Origin of the sequence: Marinobacter sp. S0848L (assembly GCF_023016065.1) — a bacterium.
GTDB lineage: Bacteria > Pseudomonadota > Gammaproteobacteria > Pseudomonadales > Oleiphilaceae > Marinobacter.
Window position 1 is genome coordinate 494,596 of the sequence record NZ_JALKAQ010000001.1, and the last position, 21,484, is coordinate 516,079.

Here is a 21,484-nt window from a genome sequence, read left to right on the forward strand (position 1 = left end):
CGCTGCCGGGGGCTATTCGGCTACGGGGATCACGATGCGCCCACGAATGGTTCCGTCCATAAACTGGCTCGCGGCCTGGATGGCCTCATCAAATGGCACTTCGGTGATCATGCTGTCCAGCAGTTCCGGGGAAAGGTCTTGCGCCAGCCGTTCCCAAGCCTCTAGGCGGTCCTTTTTGGGTGCCATGACACTGTCGACACCGCACAAGGTAACGCTCCGGAGAATAAAAGGCGCGACCGTCGCAGGGAAGTCCATGCCCGCAGCCAGCCCACAAGCCGCGACAACGCCTCGATACTTCATACCAGCGCACACGTTGGCCAGAACATGACCCCCAGCAACATCAATTGCACCCGCCCAGGTTTCCCGGGCCAAAGGCTTACCCGGCTCGCTCAATTCCGCTCGATCCAGAATCTGTTTGGCGCCAAGAGATCTGAGATAACTTTCCTCTTCTGGCTTACCTGTTACCGCCGTCACCGAATAGCCTAACTTGGCCAGAATCGCGACGGCAACACTGCCGACGCCGCCGGTTGCGCCAGTGACTAAGATGTCGCCGGAATCCGGTGTGACGCCGTGCTTTTCCAACGCCAACACGCACAACATCGCGGTATACCCTGCGGTGCCGATGGCCATGGCCTGGCGCGCTGTAAACGAGGCTGGTAGCGGAATCAGCCAATCACCTGACAAGCGCGCTTTCTGAGCAAGGCCACCCCAATGTTTTTCACCGACACCCCAGCCGTTGAGCACGACTTCATCACCGGCTTTAAACTCCGGGTTGGATGATTCAGTGACCACACCGGCCAAATCAATGCCCGGAACCATCGGGTAGGATTTCGCAATCGGAGCAGTGCCAGTAATCGCCAATGCATCCTTGTAGTTCAGCGTGCTGTAGGCGACATCGACGGAGACATCACCTTCCGGCAACCAAGCCTCGTCAATGGATTTTAGGGACACTTGCTGGTCGCCCCGGCTGCCTTCCATCAAAATACCTTTGAACATATTGCCTCCAACGATTCTGTTTTGTGATTTGAATCAGGCTGCTTGATCAGCAACCACGCACCAACGCCATAAAGCCGCTGGCAAATTGCTCCAGAGGTTGCGAGGACTGCTCGAGCTTGGCGCGCAATACCGCACCCTCCCAACCAATCCAGAAAAACTGTGCCATCTGCTCCGGCACCAAGTGCTGGGGAGCCTCCCCCGCCTGTCGGGCTTCTTCAAGTACCCGGGCTATCCGGGCTTCCCAATCTCGGAATACATCACTTAGCAGGCCGCGAAAACTCTCCGGCAGCGCAGCCATTTCCTGCCCCATATTTCCGATCAGGCAACCGCGCCTGTAATCGAACATTTCCATGCCAAGCTTGGCGTCTTCCACAAAACCCTGAATTCTGGCAAGCGGTGTCAGGGAACTGTCCGCTAACGAACGTTCCAGCTTGTTGGCGAAAAACAGGCCGTAGGCCTCAATCAGCGCTTTACCGAAAGCTTCTTTGTTGTCGAAGTAATGGTAAAAAGAGCCTTTAGGCACCTTGGCCTGGCGCAAAATTTCATCAAGCCCTGTGTAGGAATAACCCTTCTCTGTTAACGCTGCCAGCCCAACCCCAATCAAAGCCTGCCGGGTGTCCTGATAACCGGCGCTCTGACTTTTAGGGGGCCGCCCTCTTTTGCGCTTGACTGGAAACGTATCCACATCCACTCCCATATTTTAGACCGACCGTCTAATTAATTAACAAAAGAATACGACCGATCGTCTATTAAATCAAATAAAAAAGGCCCTGGGATCGGGCCAAAAAGAGAGGCAAATCTATTCCCGCGCTCGGAAGAGCGCCCCGGCAGGTGCCGGGTTTAACAAAAGCACAATCCCTGTGCGGTCACACAAAAACGGGACCGGTACGAACCGACCCCTTACTGCCGTTTACAGATCAGAAAAATCCAAGAGGATTAGCGTCGTAGCTGGTCAACATGCACTTGGTCTGCTGATAGTGCTCCAGCGCCATCTTATGGGTTTCACGGCCGATACCGGATTTCTTGTAACCACCGAAGGCTGCATGAGCCGGATACGCGTGGTAACAGTTCATCCATACCCGACCGGCCTGAATATTACGCCCCATCCGATAAGCCAGGTTGGTATCGCGAGTCCAGACGCCGGCACCCAGGCCGAACTCGGTATCGTTGGCGATTGCCAGCGCTTCTTCCTCGGTTTTGAAGGTGGTGACACCCACCACCGGCCCGAAGATTTCCTCTTGGAAAACGCGCATCTTGTTATCGCCCTTGAACAGCGTCGGCTGAATGTAGAAGCCGTTATTGAACTCGCCTTCAAGATGCTCCCGGTCACCACCGGTAAGTACCACTGCACCTTCCTGACGACCAATTTCCATGTACGACATGATTTTGTCGAACTGTTCTTTGGAAGCCTGAGCGCCCACTTGGACCTCGGTATCCAATGGGTTTCCGCGTTTGATGGACTTGGTGCGCTCAACCACTTTTTGCATAAACTCTTCGAACATGTCTTCCTGAACCAGGGCACGGGACGGACAGGTGCAAATTTCACCCTGGTTGAAGAATGCCAACACCAGACCTTCGACACATTTGTCGACAAATTCCGGCTCCGCTTTCATTACGTCGGAGAAGTAAATGTTCGGGGACTTGCCGCCCAATTCAACGGTCGAAGGAATGATGTTTTCCGCCGCGCACTTAAGAATATGGGAGCCCACTGGGGTCGACCCGGTAAAGGCGATCTTGGCAATACGCTTACTGGTGGCCAGCGCCTGGCCGGCTTCGATGCCGTAGCCATTTACAATGTTGATCACGCCTGGTGGCAACAAATCACCAATAATTTCCATCAGTACCAGAATGCTGGCTGGCGTTTGCTCAGCTGGCTTCAGCACCGTGCAGTTACCTGCAGCCAGGCACGGACCCAGTTTCCAGGCGGCCATCAGCAGCGGGAAGTTCCAGGGAATGATCTGTCCAACCACACCCAACGGCTCGTGGAAATGATAAGCCACGGTGTTGTGGTCGATCTCCCCCATGTGGCCTTCCTGAGCCCGCAGACAGCCGGCGAAGTAACGGAAGTGGTCCGCGGCCAGAGGAATATCGGCATTCAGAGTTTCACGAATCGCTTTACCGTTATCCCAGGTTTCTGCAACCGCGAGGGCTTCAAGGTTGGCCTCAATACGGTCAGCGATTTTCAGCAGAATATTGGAACGTTCAGTGGGTGAGGTCCTGCCCCAAGCTGGCGCCGCCTTGTGCGCAGCATCCAAAGCCAGCTCAATATCTTCGGCGCCAGAACGAGCCACTTCGCAGAAAACTTCGCCGGTGACAGGGGTGATGTTCTCAAAGTACTGACCTTTCACCGGAGCTACAAATTCACCGCCGATGTAATTTCCATAGCGGGATTTAAATGAAACAACGGAGCCTTCTTTACCGGGTTGTGCGTAGATCATGACGTTGACCTCTTTTGTTGTGTTTGTCGCTTAGTAACAAAGCCGTTCACGCTTACCTGTTCAATGTAGTCGTGACACTCTGATCCGTGAATGATTCGTTAGAGGGGGACGGCTGGTACCTTGGTAGTAGATGCTCTGAAGCAGATGGTTTCGGCGGCTAAAAAAAGGGCCGCACGAAGGCGGCCCAAAGAGACACAAAACTCAGATCAATTGGCCGCCACTCGATCTTTAGGCAGCTTGAAAGTCCAGACCAGACCACCTTGATTGAAGTTTTTGACCACCTTGGCCACTTCCCCGCCCCAAAGGGGTACAGCACCACCCCAGCCAGAGAGGACAGACACGTACTGTTCGCCATCCATGGTCCAGGTGACCGGTGTACCAACCACGCCTGAACCGGTATTAAACTTGTAGAGTTCTTCGCCGGTCTTCGCATCAAAGGCTTTCAGGTAACCTTCAGGGGTTCCTGTGAACACCAGGTCTCCCGCAGTGGTCATTACGCCACCCCAAAGAGGGGCCGGGTTCTCGTAACGCCAGACTTCCTCACCGGTTTTCGGGTCCATCGCCCGGAGCACGCCAATATACTCGTCGTTAGTAGGCTTGATGGTAAAACCAGCCCCCAAGAAGGCCGCGCCTTTTTTATAGGAAACCGGCTCGTTCCAGATGTCCATCGACCACTCGTTCGACGGCACGTAGAAGAGCTCGGTTTGCGGGTTGTAGGCCATCGGCATCCAGTTCTTGCCGCCCAGGAAGGCCGGTTGGGCCACTACCGTTTCACCCTTGCCAGCTTCAGAGTTCAAGGGATCGCCAGGGCGACCGTTCTCGTCAAAGATCGGCCGGCCGGTTTCCGGATCCAGGCCTTCAGCCCAGGTGATCTTGTCGACAAACGGGAAGCCGCGAATGAAATCACCGTTCTCGCGGTTAAGCACGTAGAAGAAGCCGTTACGGTCAGCAGTAGCCGCCGCTTTGATGGTCTTGCCGTTTTCCTTAAGATCAAACGAGATCAACTCGTTTACGCCATCGTAATCCCAGCCGTCATGGGGCGTGGTCTGGAAGTGCCACTTGATGCTGCCATCATCAGGATCAATGGCCAGGCGTGAAGACGAGAACAGATTGTCGCCCGGGCGCAGATGAGAGTTCCAGGGAGCCGGGTTGCCTGTGCCAAAGAACAGAGAGTCGGTCTCTTCATCGTAGGTGCCGCCCAGCCAGGGTGCAGCACCACCATTTTTCCACATATCGCCCGGCCAGGTCTGTCCGGCTTTACCACCAGAAATACCGCTCTCGATTTTCTTGCCGTCTTTGTAGACGTACCCCATGTGGCCTTCAACGGTCGGACGGGTCCACATCAGGTCACCAGTGTTAGCGTCGTAGGCCTCTACCTTACCCACAATACCGAATTCACCGCCGGATACGCCGGTGATCACTTTGCCCTTAACAATCAGTGGTGCAGCTGTGATGGCATAACCTGCCTGGTAATCAGCTACTTTCTTGATCCACATGGGCTTGCCGGTGTCTTTATTCAGCGCCACCAGCTTTGCGTCCAGGGTGCCGAAGATCACCTTGTCGTTATACAGCGCCACACCCCGGTTAACCACGTCGCAGCAAGGCATGATGCCATCCGGCAGCCGGGCATCGTACTGCCAGATTTCCTCACCGGTCTTCACATCAATGGCATAGACACGGGAATAGGAAGCCGTTACATACATCACGCCGTCCTTGATCATGGGCTGGGATTCCTGCCCCCTCATTTTCTCACCACCAAAGGCAAAGCCCCACACCGGCTGCAGGTGTTTTACATTGTCGGTATTCAGGTCCGTCAGCGGGCTGAAGCGCTGGCCCTGGAGTCCCATGCCATAGCTAACGATGTCGTCGGTGGTTTCGGCGTCTTTCAGAATATCTTCATCGGTTACCGCATGGGCCCCGCAGGATACGGCCAGTGCCAGTGCACTGGCGGCAATGCGAATCCCGAATTTGTTCGATCTCATGGTTGCGCTCTCCAAGTCTCTTGTTGTCAGTTTCGAGCCGAACCGGGAAGTTTTCCCGACCCTGCGTTGATTTTTCGCAAACCTCGCAAACTCAACAATTGCCCCCACGGACAAGTTTTCTCATCACTTGGTAGTAAGACCCGCCCTATTTCTGGCCTTCTGCCTGCGCAATGGCTTCCTCACTCAGGAAATCCCGGTAATAGCCCGGCACGCTGTAAGCAAGCTCCATTCCGGTGAAAGCCTCACTAAGGGTTCCCTCGGTAACCAGTCGATTAACAATTCCCTCAATGGCATAACCCAGCTGACGGTGGGTATGCTTGACCGCCATTCCCACATCCCAGACCTGCTTCATCAACCCCGGGAAACCATTCTGGGCCTGCATAAAGGCCTCATTCTCAGGCTTTGCCAGCTCATGGTGGATTTCTGCTCGCATCCCCATAACGGCACTGACCTCGCCATTGCGCATGGCTTCAAACGCTGCCCTGACGTTGGGGTAGTGGCGCACCTGGTTGCGCATTCGCCCCTGCAACGCGGAACTCAGATAGAAATCCGGCAAGGTATCAATCTCAACACCGATGGGGTGGTACTGGAACACCGCCACGGTATCGACGGTATCGAGCTTTTCCGGGTTATAGGCAATTTGCCAGGTTTCCTGCTGGTAGGGGCCGAACAGCACCACCTGCTCATTGATGTATTCACCGGTGGAATCCTGCATGTAGGCGTACTGCTTGTCGTAAGGCACCCGCATCATCACGTCCGCCAGCCGCTGCTTGTCCAGGTAGTGGCCTTTCCACACGTTGTTGCGCAGGTCATCTCCCAGCTCTTCGTCCGGGATGATCCAGTGCACTCGGAACTCCACACCCATTTCCTGTGCAATCAGCTTCCCTAGTTCCACATCAATACCCCGGGGCTGCCCATCCACCTCATAGGAGTAGGGAGGAAAGTCCCGATATACCCCCACTTTCAGGTAACCGGAATCCAGAACGATGTCGTAAGTGCGATCCGCCGGCCGGTTCAGCAGCTCGTCACCATCGTTAACCTCCTGGGCCACCACGGGCAGCGACAAGAGCACAGAGATCAGAAAGGATAGAATTGTTTTCATTATTGGTTCCCCCAACGACAGCGAGCCGGCACAGGGCCGGCTATGTTCAGAGCATCTGGACAATCATGGCGTTATTCAGGCTTGGGTAGAGACTCAACATAGGTCCGGATGGCCCACATTGCGTTCTGATCCAGGCTTTTCTTCCAGGACGGCATACCCCGGTCGGTACCGTTACGCACCCGGGTAATAAAGTACTCGTCATCCCACTCCGTCAGCTCCCGCAGGTCCGGCGTCAGCCCGCCCGACATGGCACGAATACCATGGCAACTGGCACAGTTGCCGGCATAGGCGCTTTCGCCCACTTTCACGGCTTCACTGTAGTACTCACTCAACTCATTTCCTTCACGGAATGGATTCTCCATACGCACTTCGTCGCCAAGAGAAGGCAGGTTACCGGTGTTTACCGGCTGTGGTGTCACGTTGCCATGAGCCATGGCCAAACCGGCAGCACCTGCCAGCACGATGGCAATAAGCGGTCTGATTGAAATAGGCATTGTCATTGTTGCTACCTCTATTTGGTTGCCCCTACGTTGGCTATTGGATTTTTCGTTTACCAACACGCTGCCAGACAGTCTAAGAACCTGTACCGCTGTTCCGAATGCCACTTTGGGGTTTCCGGCTTAGTTCCTTGGTAGTACACGATCCGGGCGAAGGCGAAAGCACAAGGCAGCATCCTGAAAACGAAAATCCAGCCATTTTTCAGCAAGAAACCGATCATCCGGGAAATTTTCCCGATAATTTCTGACATTTTCCCGAACATCACCTGTCATTTTCCGTCGCCGGACTACCGGGCATTTGCCAATACTCGGAACGTCAGCGTTCTTAACGCGCTGTTCACAACAACAATCAAGGGGAAGGAATATGAATCGTCGACAACATCCACTGATCAGGGGCATCAGCCTGGCCCTGGCGATGGGGACTGCGGGCGCCTTGAGCATGACCACTCAGGCAAAAGAAGTGAGCTGGGAAGACATCGTAAACGACGCCGAAACCACCCAGGATGTTCTGGGCTATGGTATCGGCCCCAAGGCCCAGCGCTACAGCCCGATGACAACCATCAATAAGGACAATATCGAGAGGCTGGTTCCCGCCTGGTCATTCTCGTTCGGGGATGAAAAACAACGGGGCCAGGAGTCTCAGGCGCTGGTACACGACGGCGTAATCTACGTTACCGGCTCCTACTCCCGGCTGTATGCACTCGATGCAAAAACCGGGGAACGGCTATGGGAATACAACCATCGTCTGCCGGAAGGCATTCGGCCCTGCTGTGATGTGGTGAACCGCGGCGCTGCCATTTTTGGCGACAAGGTTTTCTTCGGCACTCTGGATGCGGGCATTGTGGCCCTGAATAAAGACACCGGGAAAATCGCCTGGCGCAAGAAGTTCGCTGACCACGAAGAAGGCTACACCATGACCGGCGCCCCGACGCTGGTGAAAGACCAGAAAACCGGAAAGGTTCTGCTGATCCACGGCTCTTCCGGAGACGAGTTCGGTGTGGTGGGCAAACTCTTCGCCCGGGATCCGGACACCGGTGAGGAAGTCTGGATGCGTCCCTTCGTTGAAGGCCATTACGGGCGCCTCAACGGCGAGAAAAGCACCCCCACCGGCGACCCCAGGGCTCCCAGCTGGCCGGATGACCCCAACAGCCCGACCGGCAAGGTAGAAGCCTGGAGCCACGGCGGCGGAGCGCCCTGGCAAAGCGCCAGTTTTGACCCGGAAACCAATACCATCATCATCGGTGCCGGCAACCCGGCCCCCTGGAATACCTGGGCCAGAACAGCGCCCGGTGGAGATCCGGCCGATTACGACAACCTATACACATCAGGACAGGTTGGCGTAGACCCAACCACCGGCGAGGTGAAATGGTTCTACCAGCATACCCCCAACGATGCCTGGGACTTCTCCGGCAACAACGAGCTGGTACTGTTTGAGTACACCGAAGGCGGAGAACAGGTAAAAGCCACTGCCCACGCCGACCGCAACGGCTTTTTCTATGTGGTGGACCGCACCAACGGCGAATTCAAGAAAGGCTTCCCGTTTGTGGACAACATCACCTGGGCAAAGGGTATCGACAAGAACGGTCGCCCTATTGCAGTCAAAGGCCAGCGGCCACCCCCTGTTCCGGAAGGTGAAACCCGGGGCGAAGCCATTGAAGTATCACCGCCCTTCCTGGGCGGCAAGAACTGGAACCCGATGGCTTACAGCCAGGACACTGGCCTGTTCTACATTCCCGCCAACCACTGGAAAGAAGACTACTGGACTGAAGAAGTCACCTACAAGAAAGGGGCTGCTTATCTGGGCCAGGGTTTCCGCATCAAGCGCATGTACGATGACCACGTAGGCGTGTTGAGAGCGATGAACCCCCTCACTGGTGAGATCGAGTGGGAGCATAAAGAGAAGATGCCGTTATGGGCCGGTGTGCTCACGACCAAGGGTGGGCTTGTATTCACCGGGACTGGCGACGGTTTTCTCAAAGCCTTTGACGCCGAAACCGGGGAGGAGCTCTGGAAGTTCCAGACCGGCTCCGGAATCATTTCCCCACCCATCACCTGGGAAATGGATGGCGAGCAGTACATCGGTGTCACCTCCGGCTATGGCGGCGCTGTACCCCTTTGGGGCGGCGACATGGCTGAGCTGACCAAACCGATTTCCCAGGGCGGATCATTCTGGGTGTTCAAGCTGCCGTCATGGGCACAGGCTTCACGCTGAGTGCCGACCTACCAGGCCCGGCAATGCCGGGCCTTTTCATGCCAAAGAATGTCCATAAAAAAGAGAGCCAGACATGAAATCATGGATCACAGCAACCCTCCTGACCTCGGCTGTTTTTCCTGCCATGGCCAACGATGACATGGCCGACCTGGACACTGTTCAGGTGATCAACGGTTGCAAACTGGAGGCAGAAACCGCTTGCCCCGGCGCTGACTTGCGAGCCGCAGACCTGTCAAACCTGAACCTTCGCGGCGCAGATTTGCGGGGATCAAACCTGACTGGCGCCACCCTAAACCACACAAACCTTCGGGGTGCCAACCTCAATGGTGCAAAACTGGACAATGCCACAGGCTACCGGCTACAGCTCTACCGGGCATCCCTGCGCGGCGCCAAGGTTCGTAATGCCACCCTGCCAGGCCTTCAAGGCGAATACCTGTTTGCCCAGGGAGCGGACTTCACCGGAACGGATATTTCCGGCGCCAACTTCGCCTTTTCCCGCTTTTCAGGAGCAACACTGGCCGATACCCGGGCACCGTTCAGCAGCTTTGAAATTGCCTGGCTGCCTAAAGCCAACCTGGAGGGCGCTGACCTGACCGGGGCAGACCTGCAGGAAGCCAAGTTCGGGCACGCCAACCTTGCCAAAGCCCGTTTATCCGGAGCAAGGATTCACTTTGCCACCTTTGAAGGCACGTTTATGGAAGGCTGCACAGACTGCCCCTTTGACTGGTAAGCGCACCCGGAGAGGGCGGGGTCCGGCTCAGGCATTGCCAGCATCAAGCCCCTGCCCGAAACGCACCAGCCCGGCATCAACGGCCAGGTGCACCAGTTCGATGGACGATTCCACCTGCAACTTGCTTTTCAGTAACGCCAGATGGTTGGAAACGGTTTTGCTGCTAACGCACAGGCGTTCCGCGATTCTGGCCACGGCATCACCACGGGCAAACATCAGCAACACTTCCATTTCGCGCTGGGTCATATCCCGCAGACGACGGTCCACAGGGCGTTCCCGGTTCAAGGCAAGCCGGGTCGCAATCGGATGTTCAATGTAGGGCTGGCCGGCGCCTACCCTTCGAACGGCATCAGCCAGTTCTTCCGGAGCACAGTTCTTCGACACAAACCCCATCGCGCCCACATCAAGCGCCTGCCGGACCATGGGTAGTTCATCGTGCATGGTAAAAAACAGAATGGCCGCAGTCCGCCAGCGCTGGCGGATACGGCGAGCTACTTCAAGACCGGAAATATCCGGCAGGCCCATGTCGAGCATCAGCACATCGGGTTGAATACTGCCATATCGGGCAACGGCATCCTGCCCGTTGTCCAGCTCGGTAATCGCGACTGCCGGCAACAGATTGCGCAGCAGGTTGGCGATACCCTGCCGGACAACCAGGTGATCATCCACAATCATCAGTTTCATTCGTTAACCTCCTGAACCGGCCGAAGGCGAACCCGCTCCCGCCGCCGGCATCGCCAGCAATACCCGGGTGCCCTCTCCCAGATGGCTGAGCAGTTCCATCCGGCCACCCAGACAACGGGCCCGTTCGCGCATCGAACGCAACCCCAAACCGCGACAGCCCGACAGATCCCCGGTACCACGACCGTTATCGCAAACCACCACCTCCAGCGCACCGCTTGACTGGGCAACTGTCAGTGATGCCCGTGTAGCCTGGGCATGTCGGGAAATGTTGTTTAATGCTTCCTGCAAGAAACGGTAAAGGTGTGTTTGCTGCTCACCGGTCAGTTCCGGCAAGCACTCATCCAGCTCTAACTGGCAGCTAAGGCCACTGAGTTGTTGCCACTGCTCGGCCAGGTGGCTTATGGCCGAGTTCAGTCCCAGCTGCTCCATCACCAACGGATGCAAGTCCTGCAACAGGTGCCGGAAGTGCTTTTGCACAGTTTCGCAATGATGCGCAAGTTCACTGGCCTGTTTTTTCTGTTCACTGTTCAGCGCCGGGTCGTACAGCCATGCCCTCGCCTGGGCGCGAATACCGGTCAGATACTGACCCAGGTCGTCATGCAGAACCCGGGCTATGTGTTCACGCTCCCGATCCTGGACCCGTAAAAGTTCCGTCATCAGCTCGCGCACCGTTTTCTGCTCCTGCTCCAGGGCAGCCGCCATGGTATTGAAGCGCGCCACCAGGTCGTTCACCTCCTGCAGATTCTGTGCACCCAGCCTCGATGCCAGCTGGCCCCGCTCAACACTCGCCATAGCCTCGCCAAGCTCCGCCAGGGGCCGCAATCCCTGCCGGATAGCCCAACCAAGGGCCACAAAGCAAAGCGTCATGCCAAGCAAAAAGGCCGCGGAGATCAGCACAAAGCTCTCCCAGATTTCTTCAATTTCGTCTGCAGGATCCAGCTGCCAGCCGTTCACCGCCTGAGCGGGAATGCCATCTGCCATCAGGCGATAAAACCAATCCGGCATTTCCCGTGTGGTACCCGAAACCGCCTCACCAACGGAAACCGGTCTGAGATGCCGCATTTCCGGTACCAGCTCCGGCGCCAGCTGCGTTGGTGCTGGAAGACTTGCGGCCAGCTCCATCACTGACCCAAGTTCCCGCGCAATATCTCCCCTCGCCTGAAGGGTGTAGAACACCCCGCCCACTGCATATACAAGCAGGAAAACGGCCAGCATCAGCAGGGAAAGTTTCCGGTAGGCGGTCATGTCGTTATCCATCTGGCGGTATTTAGAGGCCTTACCTACATGCTACGGCGCCCATTTTTTGCAGGAATAGTTCTTTAGTACCGGCACATTCCTACTTTCTGAATATTTCCGGGAGGATTTCCCTTCCATAAGCTGGAAGGACAATAAAAACCCGGAGAATGCCATGACCCTCTCCATCAGACAGACCCTGATGACAGCCGTTACCCGATGCACGCTGATCGGCGCCTTAGCAACAGCCACACCCGCGTTTGCCCTGGATATTCGTATCGGTTACCTGCAGTTCGTACCCGATCAGGGGCCGGTACTTTCCAATGTCATCCCGGAACCGGAAGATGCCGGTTTGAGAGGTACTGAGCTTGCCCTGGCAGACAACAACACCTCCGGCAAGTTTCTGGGGCAGAACTATCTTCTGGAAACCCGTGTGACGGATTCTGAAGAGACTGCCCTGGCCGCCTTTACCGAACTGCAGGACGCCGGTATCGACCTGATCATTACCCGGATTCCCGGCCAAACCCTCCGCAAGGTTGTCGAAAGTGCCGACGACAAAACACTGCTGTTTAATGCCGGTGCCCGGGACAATGCCCTGAGGACCGCCAGCTGCCACGCTAACCTGTTACACACCATACCCAGCCACGCCATGCTGACGGATGCCCTGGGGCAGTGGCTGAAGCAACGCCGCTGGCAGGAGTTGTTTCTGATAACCGGCCCGACACCAGAAGACAAAGCCTGGGCCGAGGCCTTCCGCCGCACCAGCAAGCGTTTTGGATTAGACATCGTTGAAGATAAGCCCTGGACCTTCGATGCGGATCTGCGCCGGACCGCTTCAAAGGAACTGCCCCTGTTTACCCAGGGCGACGACTACGACGCGGTAGTCGTTGCCGATGTCCGGGGTGACTTTGGTGAATATGTGCCGTTCAACACCTGGCTGCCGCGCCCGGTGGTGGGAACCCAGGGCATGACACCGGTTGCCTGGCACCGGGTGGTGGAAAGCTGGGGCGCTGCCCAGCTTCAGAACCGGTTCCGGGAACTGTCAGGCCGAAATATGAACAGCGAAGACTACGCGGCCTGGGCTGCAGTGCGAGCCATCGGCACCGCAGTGACAGCCATCAGCGAAGGGGATGCGCCTGCCATCAGAGACTTCCTGTTCAGCGACAAATTTGACCTTGCTGGCTTCAAGGGCCGGAAGCTCACCTTCCGGGACTGGAATGGCCAACTCCGTCAGCCGATTCCGCTGGTGCATCCCAGAGGCCTGGTTGCTCAGGCGCCCTTTGAGGGTTTCCTGCATCCCGAAAGCGAGATGGACACCCTCGGCTACGACAAACCGGAAAGTAAATGCCGAATCAACAACTGACCGCCGAGGCGGCAGTACTCAAAACAAGAAGGAGTTACCCATGAGAACCCTGTTCAAGCAAACGGCACTGGCTGCCATGATTGGCCTTTCCACGCCCGCACTGGCCAGCCTGGCCTATGTCTCCAATGAGAAGGACAACACGCTGTCCATCATCGATACCGAAACCCAGGAAGTGGTCGAAACCATCGATGTTGGCCAGCGCCCCCGGGGCATTCTGCTGTCCAAGGACTACACCAAGCTCTACATCTGCGCCAGCGATGACGATACCGTACAGGTTTTTGACCTGGCCACCCGCAAGATTGTTGACACTTTGCCCTCAGGGGAGGATCCGGAGCAGTTTTCCCTGCACCCTAACAACAAACATCTGTACATCGCCAACGAAGATGATGCGATCGTGACCGTGGTGGATGTTGAGACCAAGGAGGTCCTGGCCCAGATTGATGTGGGTATCGAACCCGAAGGCATGGCGGTGAGCCCGGATGGTAAGTGGGCAGTAAACACCTCCGAAACCACCAGCATGCTGCACTGGATCAACACCGAAACCTTCGAGATCGAGAAAAACATCGTTGTTGGCCAGCGCCCGCGCCATGTCGAGTTCAGCAAGGACAGTAAAATCGCCTGGGCCTCTGCTGAAATCGGCGGTACCGTCCACATCATTGATGTAGACAACCTGGAGCAGGTCCACGAGATGTCATTCAAGGTACCCGGCGTTAGCCCGGATCGGGTCCAGCCGGTGGGTATCGAGCTGACCTCTGATGGCAAATATGCCTTCGTGGCCCTGGGCCCCTCAAACCATGTGGCGGTCGTAGACGCCCAGTCCTACGAAGTCCTGGACTATCTTCTGGTAGGTAGCCGCGTTTGGCAGTTGGATCTGGACAAGGACGAGAAGCACCTGTACACCACCAACGGCGTCTCTGGCGATGTGTCGGTGATCGATGTGGAGGACCTGAAGGTCATCAAATCCATCAAGGTAGGCCGCTACCCCTGGGGTGTGGTCATCGACCCGACGTCATGACCATCGAAGCGAGCAACCTCAGCTTTCGTTACGGCGACAAGCCGGTGCTCCGGGAGGTCAGCTTTGCGCTGACCTCTGGACGCTTCCACGCCTTGCTCGGACCCAACGGTGCCGGCAAATCAACCCTGTTCGGGCTGCTCACACGGCTACTAGCCCTGCAGCAGGGCGATATCTTCATGGCCGGGCAGTCTCTGAAAAAGCAGCCTGCCGATGCCATGCGCCAGATCGGCGTGGTGTTCCAGCAGAACGCCCTGGACCTGGATCTGACCGTTCGCCAGAACCTGCAGTACCACGCCGCGCTGCATGGCCTTTCCCGCAAGGAAGCCAGGGCTCGGGGTGACCGGGAGCTGGAACGCTTCAGCCTGCTGGATCGGGCCAACGATGCCGTCCGCCAGCTCAACGGCGGCCACCGACGGCGGGTGGAAATTGCCCGCGCCTTGCTGCATGAACCCTCGCTGTTGTTGCTCGACGAACCCACGGTGGGCCTGGACGTGGCCAGCCGAAAAGCGCTCAACGAACACGTAAGAACCCTATGCAAGGAAGACGACCTGACCGTGCTCTGGGCTACCCACCTGATCGAGGAAGTCCGTGCGGAAGACCGGGTCCTGATCCTGCACCAGGGCCAGTTGCTGGCTGACGGTAAAGGCCAGGCCATCTGCGAAGCCGCCGGCACCCGGGACCTGGCCGAAACCTTCCATTCCCTGACCGGAGCCGGCTGATATGAAAGCAGCTCACTACTGGCATTGTTTCGTAGGCATCCAGACACGAGAATGGTTGCGGTTCTGGCAGCAGCGCACCCGCTTCGCCAGCGCCCTGGTCCGGCCACTGCTCTGGCTGGTGGTATTCGCTGCCGGGTTCCGGGCGGTACTGGGCATTTCCATCATCCCGCCCTATCAGACCTACATCACCTACGAGACCTACATTGCCCCCGGGCTGTGCGGCATGATCATCCTGTTCAACAGCATGCAGGGCGCCTTGTCCATGGTCTACGACCGGGAGTTGGGCAGTATGCGTGTGTTGCTGATGAGCCCCCTGCCCCGGCCCTTCCTGCTGGTGACCAAACTGCTGGCCATGGGTGTGGTGTCCATCGGCCAGGTGTATGTGTTCCTGCTGCTGGCACTGCTGATGGATGTAGAGCCACCGCTCTGGGGTTACCTGGCCGTATTGCCAGCGTTGATTCTTACCAGCCTGATGCTGGGCGCGTTGGGGCTATTGATCGCCACATGGATCAAACAGTTGGAGAACTTTGCAGGGGTGATGAACTTCGTAATCTTCCCGATGTTCTTCATGTCCTCAGCGCTCTATCCGCTCTGGCGCATGAATGAGGCCAGTCCCTGGCTGTACTGGATCTGTCAGTTCAATCCGTTCACCCATGCGGTGGAGGCGATCCGGTTTTCGCTGTATCTGGAGTGGAACCCGATGGCCTACGGGATTACCGCCGGCGTGACAGTTACCCTCGCTTTGCTCGCGACTGCTGGCTTCCGGCCGCAGCGCACGAAAATACTGGGCGGAAGGCCCGCATAGTGTTCGGGGCAGTTGTAGGGGAGCTGACTTGCACGGATTCAGAGACCAGCCAAATCCGGATCACGAAGCGCCCCAAGCAGCCCATCGATCAATCCGGGCTCACCGATCGCGTCATCCCACTGAAGACGCGCAGGCTTGCCGTCGAGATACCACAGACGGTTCGCCAATATCTCGGCATCTCCACCATCATGGGTAACACAGATCATCGCCATCTCCGGACACGAATCCAGAATCCCGGCAATCAGCGCCTTGAGCTCACCCGCCATCACGGGATCTAATGACGCAAACGGCTCGTCCAGCAACAGCAAGTCCGGTTTCACGGCCAGGCAACGGGCCAGGGCCGCCCTTCTGGCCATACCCAGGGAGAGCTGGTCCGGCAGGTAATGGCCATAACCGGACAATCCCACCTGTTCCAACAAGCTTTCAGCCTCCTGATCACTGGCCCCCACCAGTTTCAGATTTGCATCCAGACTGCGCCAAGGCAGCAGGCGATGTTCCTGGAACAGGTAGCCCACCCGGAGCTTGTCGCGACCAATAACCGCCTCGTCCGGAACCGATTTATCGAGGCCGGCAATCGCGTTCAGTAGCGTGGTCTTGCCGATACCCGAGGGGCCCAGAAGGCAGATGCGGTCGCCCCGCGCAACGGTTGCGAAGACCTCTCCGAGCACAGGCTGGCCGAAATCGCGGCCTGCGATTCTGAGCTCAAGCATGGGCCGCCTCCGGCTGTCGCCAGCGACTGGAGCGGCGCTCAAGGGGCTGGAGGATGGCCAGTTCAATCAGCTGGACTACGGCAATAAACGCCAGGCTGTAGGCAAGAATGGCGGCCACGTCGAAAACCTGAAACGCCATATGTAATTGGAAGCCAACGCCGCTGGAACGGCCGAGCAGCTCTACCACAAGGACAATTTTCCAGATCAGGGCCAGGCCGCCTCTTGTAGCCGCCATGAGATAGGGAAACAGCTGGGGTACCCAGACTTCCCGCAATCGTTGCCATCGGGTGAACTCGTAAACGGTGGCCATTTCCTCGAGCCTATAGTCCAGGCTACGGGCACCTTCCCGGACAGTAACCGCCACGCTGGGCACTTTGTTGATCACAACTGCCATCACCGCAGCCACTTCCACCAGGCCGAACCAGACATACATGAGGATGATGGTGACCAGGGCCGGCAGGTTCAGCAAAAGCACCAGCAAGGGATCGAAAAGGGCATTGGTGGTTGGCGAACGGCCCATGACGATGCCGATGGCTGTACCAATGATCATGGCCAGAATAAAGGCGACCACCACACGCCCGAGGGTCGCGCCCAGATGATGCCAGAGCTCGCCGGTCGCCGATTCACGAATCAGGGTGTCGAGCACGTTCAGAGGCGTCGGCAAGAGGGGCGACTGAAGCAGCCAGGCAATGAGCCCCCAGAGCAGGACAAACGATGGCAGGACTACCCAGTAGCTCCACAGCGGCGGCCGGCCGGCTTGGCCTTTCACGGCTGCCTCCGGTAAAACAGAGAAGCCGGCATCAGGTTGTCCGGGTCGGCGCCGGTGAGGGTCATCAAACGCTGTAGGTCAGCGATTCTCTGGTCCGTTTGCGGCGCAGGCGTCCCGGCGACAAAGCCCTCTCGCAGTGCTGCGAAAACACTGTCGTCCGGATCTCCCATGAGAGGACGCAAGCGCTGCCAGAAGGATTCACTCTCCGCCAGCTCGGCTTTGGCCTTTTGCAGGGAAGCTGCAAACCGAACCATCAGCGGGCCATTGTCCTGGGCCCAGCTTTCGGGAAAGACATAACCAAGCACGGGCAGGTTGCGATCCAGGTCCAGCTCAGTGAGCAGGTCAGCCATACCAAACGCCGACCGCCAGCCGCCCTCGCCCCTCAGGCGGGCCGCAAAATGCCAGTAGGTAACGATGACATCCACCTGCCCGCGTTTTAGCGCCTGGCTCAACAAGGGCGGGGCTGCGAACTGAACTCCGTCAGATTCTTCCAGATTGATTCCCTGGCGCTGTGCGACTTTCTTGAGCAGTATCCAGCCCTTGCTGTCCGGCCCGCCCGCAACGCCGATGCGCTTGCCGGCCAGATCCGCCACCGAGCGAATCGGAGAGTTGTCAGCGACGACGATATCGCCAATCTGGGAGGAGAACGGCACGTACAGGTAGGGCGTGCCGGCTTGGAATCGTGACTGTGCCCACAGCAGATCGGCTACAGCGCCGTGCACCGAACCGCTGGTGACCGCCAGCCTGGAGGCAGGCAGGTTGGCAACCGGTTTCAACTCCAGCCGATAGCCATATTCCCGGTCCAGCTCCCGATGCAGGAGATGATCGAGCTCCCAGTGGGCGGTTCCAAACTGCAACACGCTGACAGACAGCATGGGCAGGTCAGATGCTTCTTCCCGGGCATGGACACCGCCAGCAAGACTCAAAAGAAAACATAGCAGTGCGGCCAATGCCTGTTTGATCCATGGATCAGCAAGAGAGAATGCGGAGACGGTCGTTATTGTTGGTTGTAGGCTCATTACTACACGATACGAAGCCCGCAGCCCGGCAAGAATAGTACTTTGGTGCCTGTTTTTTGGTGCGATGGTCGCATTCAACCCGAGACCAAGATGGCGTGTAATGAAACCATCACAATAATAAACAGAGGATCGGAACCGACTCCGGCGATTCTCTGCACAGGAGGCCGCCATGCTGAACGAGCTCGATGCCGCACTGTCTTCCGAAAACCGCTATCATGACTCGGAAGCCATCCCCGACAATGAAAACAAGCAGGTAGAAGCAACCATGGAACCGGCGTATAAGATTCTGATTGCCGACGACCACCCGCTGTTCCGGGAAGCCATCAGCAGCGTTATCGCCTCCGGTTTCGAAGGCAGTGAAATCATCGAAACCGATGACCTGGACAGCGCTCTGGAAATCACCCGCGAGAATGACGACCTGGACCTGATCCTGCTGGACCTCAATATGCCCGGCATGCACGGGCTCAACGGCCTGATTACCCTGCGTAACGAAGCACCCACCATTCCCGTAGTGATTGTCTCTGCCGAGGAAGACAAACAGATAGTGCTGCAGGCGATCACCTATGGCGCGGTAGGGTTTATCACCAAGTCCTCACCCCGGGCCCAGATGACTGAGGCCATCCAGCAGATACTGAACGGCAATGTTTACCTGCCATCAGACATTATCCGCACCAGTAAAGAAAGCTCCCACCGGCGTACTCGAAGCGATGAGAACCTGATTTCGCCGGAACTACTGAACTCTCTCACCAGGCGCCAGTTGTTGGTGCTGGAACGTATGGCCAAGGGTGAATCCAACAAGCAAATTGCCTACAACCTCAACATCGCAGAAACCACGGTCAAGGCCCACGTCTCCGCGATCCTGAGAAAGCTCGGTGTTCACAACCGGGTACAGGCTATCCTATCGGCTGGGGATGTGGACTTCAGTCAATATCTCAAACGCTGAACGCAGCCGGCATCAGCACTCAGCAACGCATCACGTGATTGAGTACACTCCTGAGCTTAAGCGGTTTGACCGGTTTGTTCATCAACAGGTAACCAAGCTCCCGGATATGCTGTTTCAGTTCATTGGTGTAGTTGGCGGTGATCATCAGGACCGGCGCTGGCTGTGAGCGCTGAGCATTGATCACTGCCACCGCGTCGACGCCATTTTCATCATTATCCAGGTGATAATCCGCCAGTATCAGATCTACCGGAGCCCTTGCCACATCTACCTGCCCTGCCAGGCCCTCGGCAGAAACAGCTGTGGTGACCCGGCAACCCCAGCCCTCCAGCAAGGTCTTCATCCCCTGGCAGATAGCCAGATCATTATCGATCACCCACACCCGGGCGCCTTTCAAACCACTATCGAGCATCGGCAGGTGAGGCCCTCGGGGTGCCGGTTGGGCTGACTGAAGTTCTCCGAGGGGCACCCGGACGCTGAACACGGAGCCTTTTCCCTCAACAGATGATACCGAGATCTCATGGCCCAACATCCGGGCAATCTTGTCAACGATAGCCAGGCCCAGGCCCAGCCCTTTGTCTGCCTGGGCACCCTTGGGGCGAATCCGTTTAAACTCCTGAAAGATTTCGGTGAGCTTGTCTGCCGGAATACCTGGCCCGGTGTCCCAGACCTGCAGCAACACGTGGTCATGCTCGCGACGGCAACCAAGCAGAATCCGGCCCTGGCCGGTATAACGAATGGCATTGGTCAGGAAGTTTCGCAGTATCCGCGCCAGCAACTGTGAATCCGACTGAACCACTGCAGAGCAGGGTACGAAATCCAGCCGCTGCCCTTCAGCCAGAGCCATCTGCCGGAACTCCCGGGCGATGTTATTGAGCAGATCCCGGAGATCAAAGGCGGTCACGTCCGGAGTGATCACTCCGGCATCCAGCTTGGAAATATCCACCAGTGTGCCCAGCAGATTCTCTACATCATCCAACGAAGTACTGACCGAACGCACAAGGCTCTCGGCCTTGGGCCCGAAGCTCTGCTCAAGTAATGCACTGGTGAACAAGCGTGCGGCATTAAGCGGCTGCAGCAGATCGTGACTGACAGCAGCCAGGAACTTGGTTTTAGAAAGGTTGGCCTGTTCAGCCTCCTGCTTCGCTTCCCGGAGACGGGCTTCCACTGCAGAACGTTCCGAAATTTCCTGCCGGAGTTGCTGGTTCAGGCCTGTCAAGGCGGCGGTGCGCTCTCGCACCCGGTGCTCCAGGTCGTCGTAGGCCTGCTCCAGCGCAATCGCGGTCTTGCGCCTTTCGGTGATGTCTCGGATCAGAACAAAAAAGCCGGTCACCTCGCCGGTTTCATCCCTGTTGGGCACATAGGAACGCAACATGTACCGCTGTTCACCATGCTCGCCGGTTTCCTCGAACTCAAAGTTCACACTGTGCCCGTCCAGTACTTCCAGTATCTGGGGCAGCAGACGCTGGTAGAACTCATCGGAATGCACTTGCTCCAGACGCTTGCCCAGTGGTGACACACCATTACGGCCATACCAGGCCTGATAAACCTTGTTGCAGAACTGGACGGTGAGGTCTGCCCCTACATAGGCAATCAACGCCGGCACATGGTCGGTGACGACCCGGATCCAGCGCTCGCTTTCTTCCAGCGCCTTGATGCGACGGGCCATTTCACTGTTCTTGACGTCGGTAATGTCAGAGTACAACACCACCAAGCCCCCCTCACGGGTAGCTCGTTCGGTCATCTGCACCCAGCGACCATTGGAGAGTAGGAAAAGTACCCCCTCAACATCCTCCTGACGATGCTCTTCCACAATCAAACCGGAACTCTCGGCAAGAGCTTTTACCGCATCGATATGGGTACCCGCTTTCGGCACCGACACGCGGGCATGGCGCCAGTAGCTCCGGAAACGGCTGTTGGTTTGAATCAGACGATGATCACAGTCAAACAGTACGAAGCCATCAGCGATGTTCTCAATGGCATCGCTCAGCCGCTGCCTCGAGGTTTCATCCTCTTCCCGAGCCCGGCTCAGCGCTTTATGACTCGCTTTAAGCTCATCCATGGCCAGGTTCAGGGCTTCGGTGCGTTCCCGTACCTGCTCGGCAAGAATGACCGAATGTTCAAACGCCGCATAGGGCGCAGGCTTATGTCCGGCACCGGATTCCACGCGAACAATCAGGGCATCTCGGATACTTCGGAGCCGCTGATTCTCCGCTTCCAACTCCGCAATCCGGCGGTCTTTATCATCCGGCAGGGGCTGCCCGTTCATA

General features: G+C 57.2%; 19 protein-coding genes. 7 read left to right on the forward strand and 12 right to left on the reverse strand.

The window, feature by feature from the left end:
* Nucleotides 1-12 precede the first annotated feature (12 nt).
* The 6 genes from MWU64_RS02355 to pedF form a co-directional block, all read right to left on the reverse strand.
* Nucleotides 13-996: an MDR family oxidoreductase gene (locus MWU64_RS02355; RefSeq protein ID WP_114334583.1), complete on the reverse strand. Its 984-nt coding sequence runs from the start codon at nt 994-996 to the stop codon at nt 13-15.
* A 46-nt stretch (nt 997-1,042) separates the two neighbouring features.
* A complete protein-coding gene (locus MWU64_RS02360; RefSeq protein WP_247060360.1) occupies nt 1,043-1,681 on the reverse strand; it encodes a TetR/AcrR family transcriptional regulator in 639 nt (212 codons plus the stop codon).
* Between the two features lie 232 nt (nt 1,682-1,913).
* On the reverse strand, nt 1,914-3,434 hold the full coding sequence (locus MWU64_RS02365) for an aldehyde dehydrogenase family protein (protein WP_133007378.1): 1,521 nt from the start codon (nt 3,432-3,434) through the stop codon (nt 1,914-1,916).
* A 206-nt stretch (nt 3,435-3,640) separates the two neighbouring features.
* Entirely contained in the window at nt 3,641-5,416 is a 1,776-nt protein-coding gene (locus MWU64_RS02370; protein ID WP_247060362.1) for a PQQ-dependent methanol/ethanol family dehydrogenase, read from the reverse strand.
* 145 nt (nt 5,417-5,561) lie between these two features.
* Nucleotides 5,562-6,518, reverse strand: coding sequence for a transporter substrate-binding domain-containing protein (locus tag MWU64_RS02375; RefSeq protein ID WP_247060364.1), 957 nt, complete (start codon nt 6,516-6,518; stop codon nt 5,562-5,564).
* A gap of 71 nt (nt 6,519-6,589) precedes the next feature.
* Nucleotides 6,590-7,018, reverse strand: a complete 429-nt coding sequence (gene pedF, locus MWU64_RS02380; RefSeq protein ID WP_114334743.1) for a cytochrome c-550 PedF — start codon at nt 7,016-7,018, stop codon at nt 6,590-6,592.
* A gap of 361 nt (nt 7,019-7,379) precedes the next feature.
* Here pedF and MWU64_RS02385 point away from each other — a divergent pair, with 361 nt between their 5' ends.
* Both MWU64_RS02385 and MWU64_RS02390 read left to right on the forward strand, forming a co-directional pair.
* The gene (locus tag MWU64_RS02385; protein WP_114334587.1) at nt 7,380-9,227 is read left to right on the forward strand and encodes a methanol/ethanol family PQQ-dependent dehydrogenase; all 1,848 of its coding nucleotides are present in this window, start codon (nt 7,380-7,382) and stop codon (nt 9,225-9,227) included.
* Nucleotides 9,228-9,300: 73 nt separating this feature from the next.
* Entirely contained in the window at nt 9,301-9,957 is a 657-nt protein-coding gene (locus tag MWU64_RS02390) for a pentapeptide repeat-containing protein (protein ID WP_247060366.1), read from the forward strand.
* A gap of 27 nt (nt 9,958-9,984) precedes the next feature.
* Here MWU64_RS02390 and MWU64_RS02395 read toward each other — a convergent pair whose 3' ends face one another.
* Together MWU64_RS02395 and MWU64_RS02400 are read right to left on the reverse strand one after the other, a co-directional pair.
* The gene (locus MWU64_RS02395; protein ID WP_058341844.1) at nt 9,985-10,641 is read right to left on the reverse strand and encodes a response regulator transcription factor; all 657 of its coding nucleotides are present in this window, start codon (nt 10,639-10,641) and stop codon (nt 9,985-9,987) included.
* 3 nt (nt 10,642-10,644) lie between these two features.
* Nucleotides 10,645-11,886 carry a histidine kinase gene (locus MWU64_RS02400; RefSeq protein ID WP_247060369.1) on the reverse strand — a complete coding sequence of 414 codons (1,242 nt, stop codon included), beginning with the start codon at nt 11,884-11,886 and terminating at the stop codon, nt 10,645-10,647.
* A 163-nt stretch (nt 11,887-12,049) separates the two neighbouring features.
* On the opposite strand from MWU64_RS02400, the gene MWU64_RS02405 reads away from it, so the two are divergent.
* Genes MWU64_RS02405 through MWU64_RS02420 form a run of 4 tightly spaced genes read left to right on the forward strand, consistent with a single transcriptional unit; the run spans nt 12,050 to nt 15,776 of the window.
* Nucleotides 12,050-13,237, forward strand: coding sequence for an ABC transporter substrate-binding protein (locus tag MWU64_RS02405; RefSeq protein ID WP_247060371.1), 1,188 nt, complete (start codon nt 12,050-12,052; stop codon nt 13,235-13,237).
* A gap of 40 nt (nt 13,238-13,277) precedes the next feature.
* On the forward strand, nt 13,278-14,252 hold the full coding sequence (locus MWU64_RS02410; protein ID WP_058341846.1) for a YVTN family beta-propeller repeat protein: 975 nt from the start codon (nt 13,278-13,280) through the stop codon (nt 14,250-14,252).
* Nucleotides 14,249-14,971: an ABC transporter ATP-binding protein gene (locus tag MWU64_RS02415; protein WP_114334590.1), complete on the forward strand. Its 723-nt coding sequence runs from the start codon at nt 14,249-14,251 to the stop codon at nt 14,969-14,971. The genes MWU64_RS02410 and MWU64_RS02415 overlap by 4 nt, the downstream gene beginning before the upstream one ends.
* A 1-nt stretch (nt 14,972) precedes the next feature.
* Nucleotides 14,973-15,776: an ABC transporter permease gene (locus MWU64_RS02420; RefSeq protein WP_114334591.1), complete on the forward strand. Its 804-nt coding sequence runs from the start codon at nt 14,973-14,975 to the stop codon at nt 15,774-15,776.
* Nucleotides 15,777-15,814: 38 nt separating this feature from the next.
* Here MWU64_RS02420 and MWU64_RS02425 read toward each other — a convergent pair whose 3' ends face one another.
* The 3 genes from MWU64_RS02425 to MWU64_RS02435 are packed head-to-tail and all read right to left on the reverse strand — an operon-like array spanning nt 15,815 to nt 18,205.
* The gene (locus tag MWU64_RS02425; RefSeq protein ID WP_114334592.1) at nt 15,815-16,486 is read right to left on the reverse strand and encodes an ATP-binding cassette domain-containing protein; all 672 of its coding nucleotides are present in this window, start codon (nt 16,484-16,486) and stop codon (nt 15,815-15,817) included.
* Nucleotides 16,479-17,255, reverse strand: a complete 777-nt coding sequence (locus MWU64_RS02430) for an ABC transporter permease subunit (RefSeq protein WP_247060374.1) — start codon at nt 17,253-17,255, stop codon at nt 16,479-16,481. The genes MWU64_RS02425 and MWU64_RS02430 overlap by 8 nt, the downstream gene beginning before the upstream one ends.
* Entirely contained in the window at nt 17,252-18,205 is a 954-nt protein-coding gene (locus tag MWU64_RS02435) for an ABC transporter substrate-binding protein (protein ID WP_247060384.1), read from the reverse strand. The genes MWU64_RS02430 and MWU64_RS02435 overlap by 4 nt, the downstream gene beginning before the upstream one ends.
* A gap of 334 nt (nt 18,206-18,539) precedes the next feature.
* Between MWU64_RS02435 and MWU64_RS02440 the strand changes: the two genes are divergently transcribed.
* Nucleotides 18,540-19,217 carry a response regulator transcription factor gene (locus MWU64_RS02440; protein ID WP_058342435.1) on the forward strand — a complete coding sequence of 226 codons (678 nt, stop codon included), beginning with the start codon at nt 18,540-18,542 and terminating at the stop codon, nt 19,215-19,217.
* A gap of 19 nt (nt 19,218-19,236) precedes the next feature.
* On the opposite strand, the gene MWU64_RS02445 is transcribed toward MWU64_RS02440, so the two are convergent.
* Nucleotides 19,237-21,483: a NahK/ErcS family hybrid sensor histidine kinase/response regulator gene (locus MWU64_RS02445; protein ID WP_247060768.1), complete on the reverse strand. Its 2,247-nt coding sequence runs from the start codon at nt 21,481-21,483 to the stop codon at nt 19,237-19,239.
* Nucleotide 21,484: the final 1 nt, after the last annotated feature.

What these genes read in the sequence shown, in the direction of transcription:
- MWU64_RS02355 (WP_114334583.1), bottom strand. Translation starts at nt 996, where the DNA reads ATGTTCAAAGGTATTTTGATGGAAGGCAGCCGGGGCGACCAGCAAGTG.
- MWU64_RS02365 (WP_133007378.1), bottom strand. Translation starts at nt 3,434, where the DNA reads ATGATCTACGCACAACCCGGTAAAGAAGGCTCCGTTGTTTCATTTAAA.
- MWU64_RS02370 (WP_247060362.1), bottom strand. Translation starts at nt 5,416, where the DNA reads ATGAGATCGAACAAATTCGGGATTCGCATTGCCGCCAGTGCACTGGCA.
- MWU64_RS02375 (WP_247060364.1), bottom strand. Translation starts at nt 6,518, where the DNA reads ATGAAAACAATTCTATCCTTTCTGATCTCTGTGCTCTTGTCGCTGCCC.
- pedF (WP_114334743.1), bottom strand. Translation starts at nt 7,018, where the DNA reads ATGACAATGCCTATTTCAATCAGACCGCTTATTGCCATCGTGCTGGCA.
- MWU64_RS02385 (WP_114334587.1), top strand. Translation starts at nt 7,380, where the DNA reads ATGAATCGTCGACAACATCCACTGATCAGGGGCATCAGCCTGGCCCTG.
- MWU64_RS02390 (WP_247060366.1), top strand. Translation starts at nt 9,301, where the DNA reads ATGAAATCATGGATCACAGCAACCCTCCTGACCTCGGCTGTTTTTCCT.
- MWU64_RS02395 (WP_058341844.1), bottom strand. Translation starts at nt 10,641, where the DNA reads ATGAAACTGATGATTGTGGATGATCACCTGGTTGTCCGGCAGGGTATC.
- MWU64_RS02400 (WP_247060369.1), bottom strand. Translation starts at nt 11,886, where the DNA reads ATGACCGCCTACCGGAAACTTTCCCTGCTGATGCTGGCCGTTTTCCTG.
- MWU64_RS02405 (WP_247060371.1), top strand. Translation starts at nt 12,050, where the DNA reads ATGACCCTCTCCATCAGACAGACCCTGATGACAGCCGTTACCCGATGC.
- MWU64_RS02410 (WP_058341846.1), top strand. Translation starts at nt 13,278, where the DNA reads ATGAGAACCCTGTTCAAGCAAACGGCACTGGCTGCCATGATTGGCCTT.
- MWU64_RS02415 (WP_114334590.1), top strand. Translation starts at nt 14,249, where the DNA reads ATGACCATCGAAGCGAGCAACCTCAGCTTTCGTTACGGCGACAAGCCG.
- MWU64_RS02420 (WP_114334591.1), top strand. Translation starts at nt 14,973, where the DNA reads ATGAAAGCAGCTCACTACTGGCATTGTTTCGTAGGCATCCAGACACGA.
- MWU64_RS02425 (WP_114334592.1), bottom strand. Translation starts at nt 16,486, where the DNA reads ATGCTTGAGCTCAGAATCGCAGGCCGCGATTTCGGCCAGCCTGTGCTC.
- MWU64_RS02440 (WP_058342435.1), top strand. Translation starts at nt 18,540, where the DNA reads ATGGAACCGGCGTATAAGATTCTGATTGCCGACGACCACCCGCTGTTC.
- MWU64_RS02445 (WP_247060768.1), bottom strand. Translation starts at nt 21,483, where the DNA reads ATGAACGGGCAGCCCCTGCCGGATGATAAAGACCGCCGGATTGCGGAG.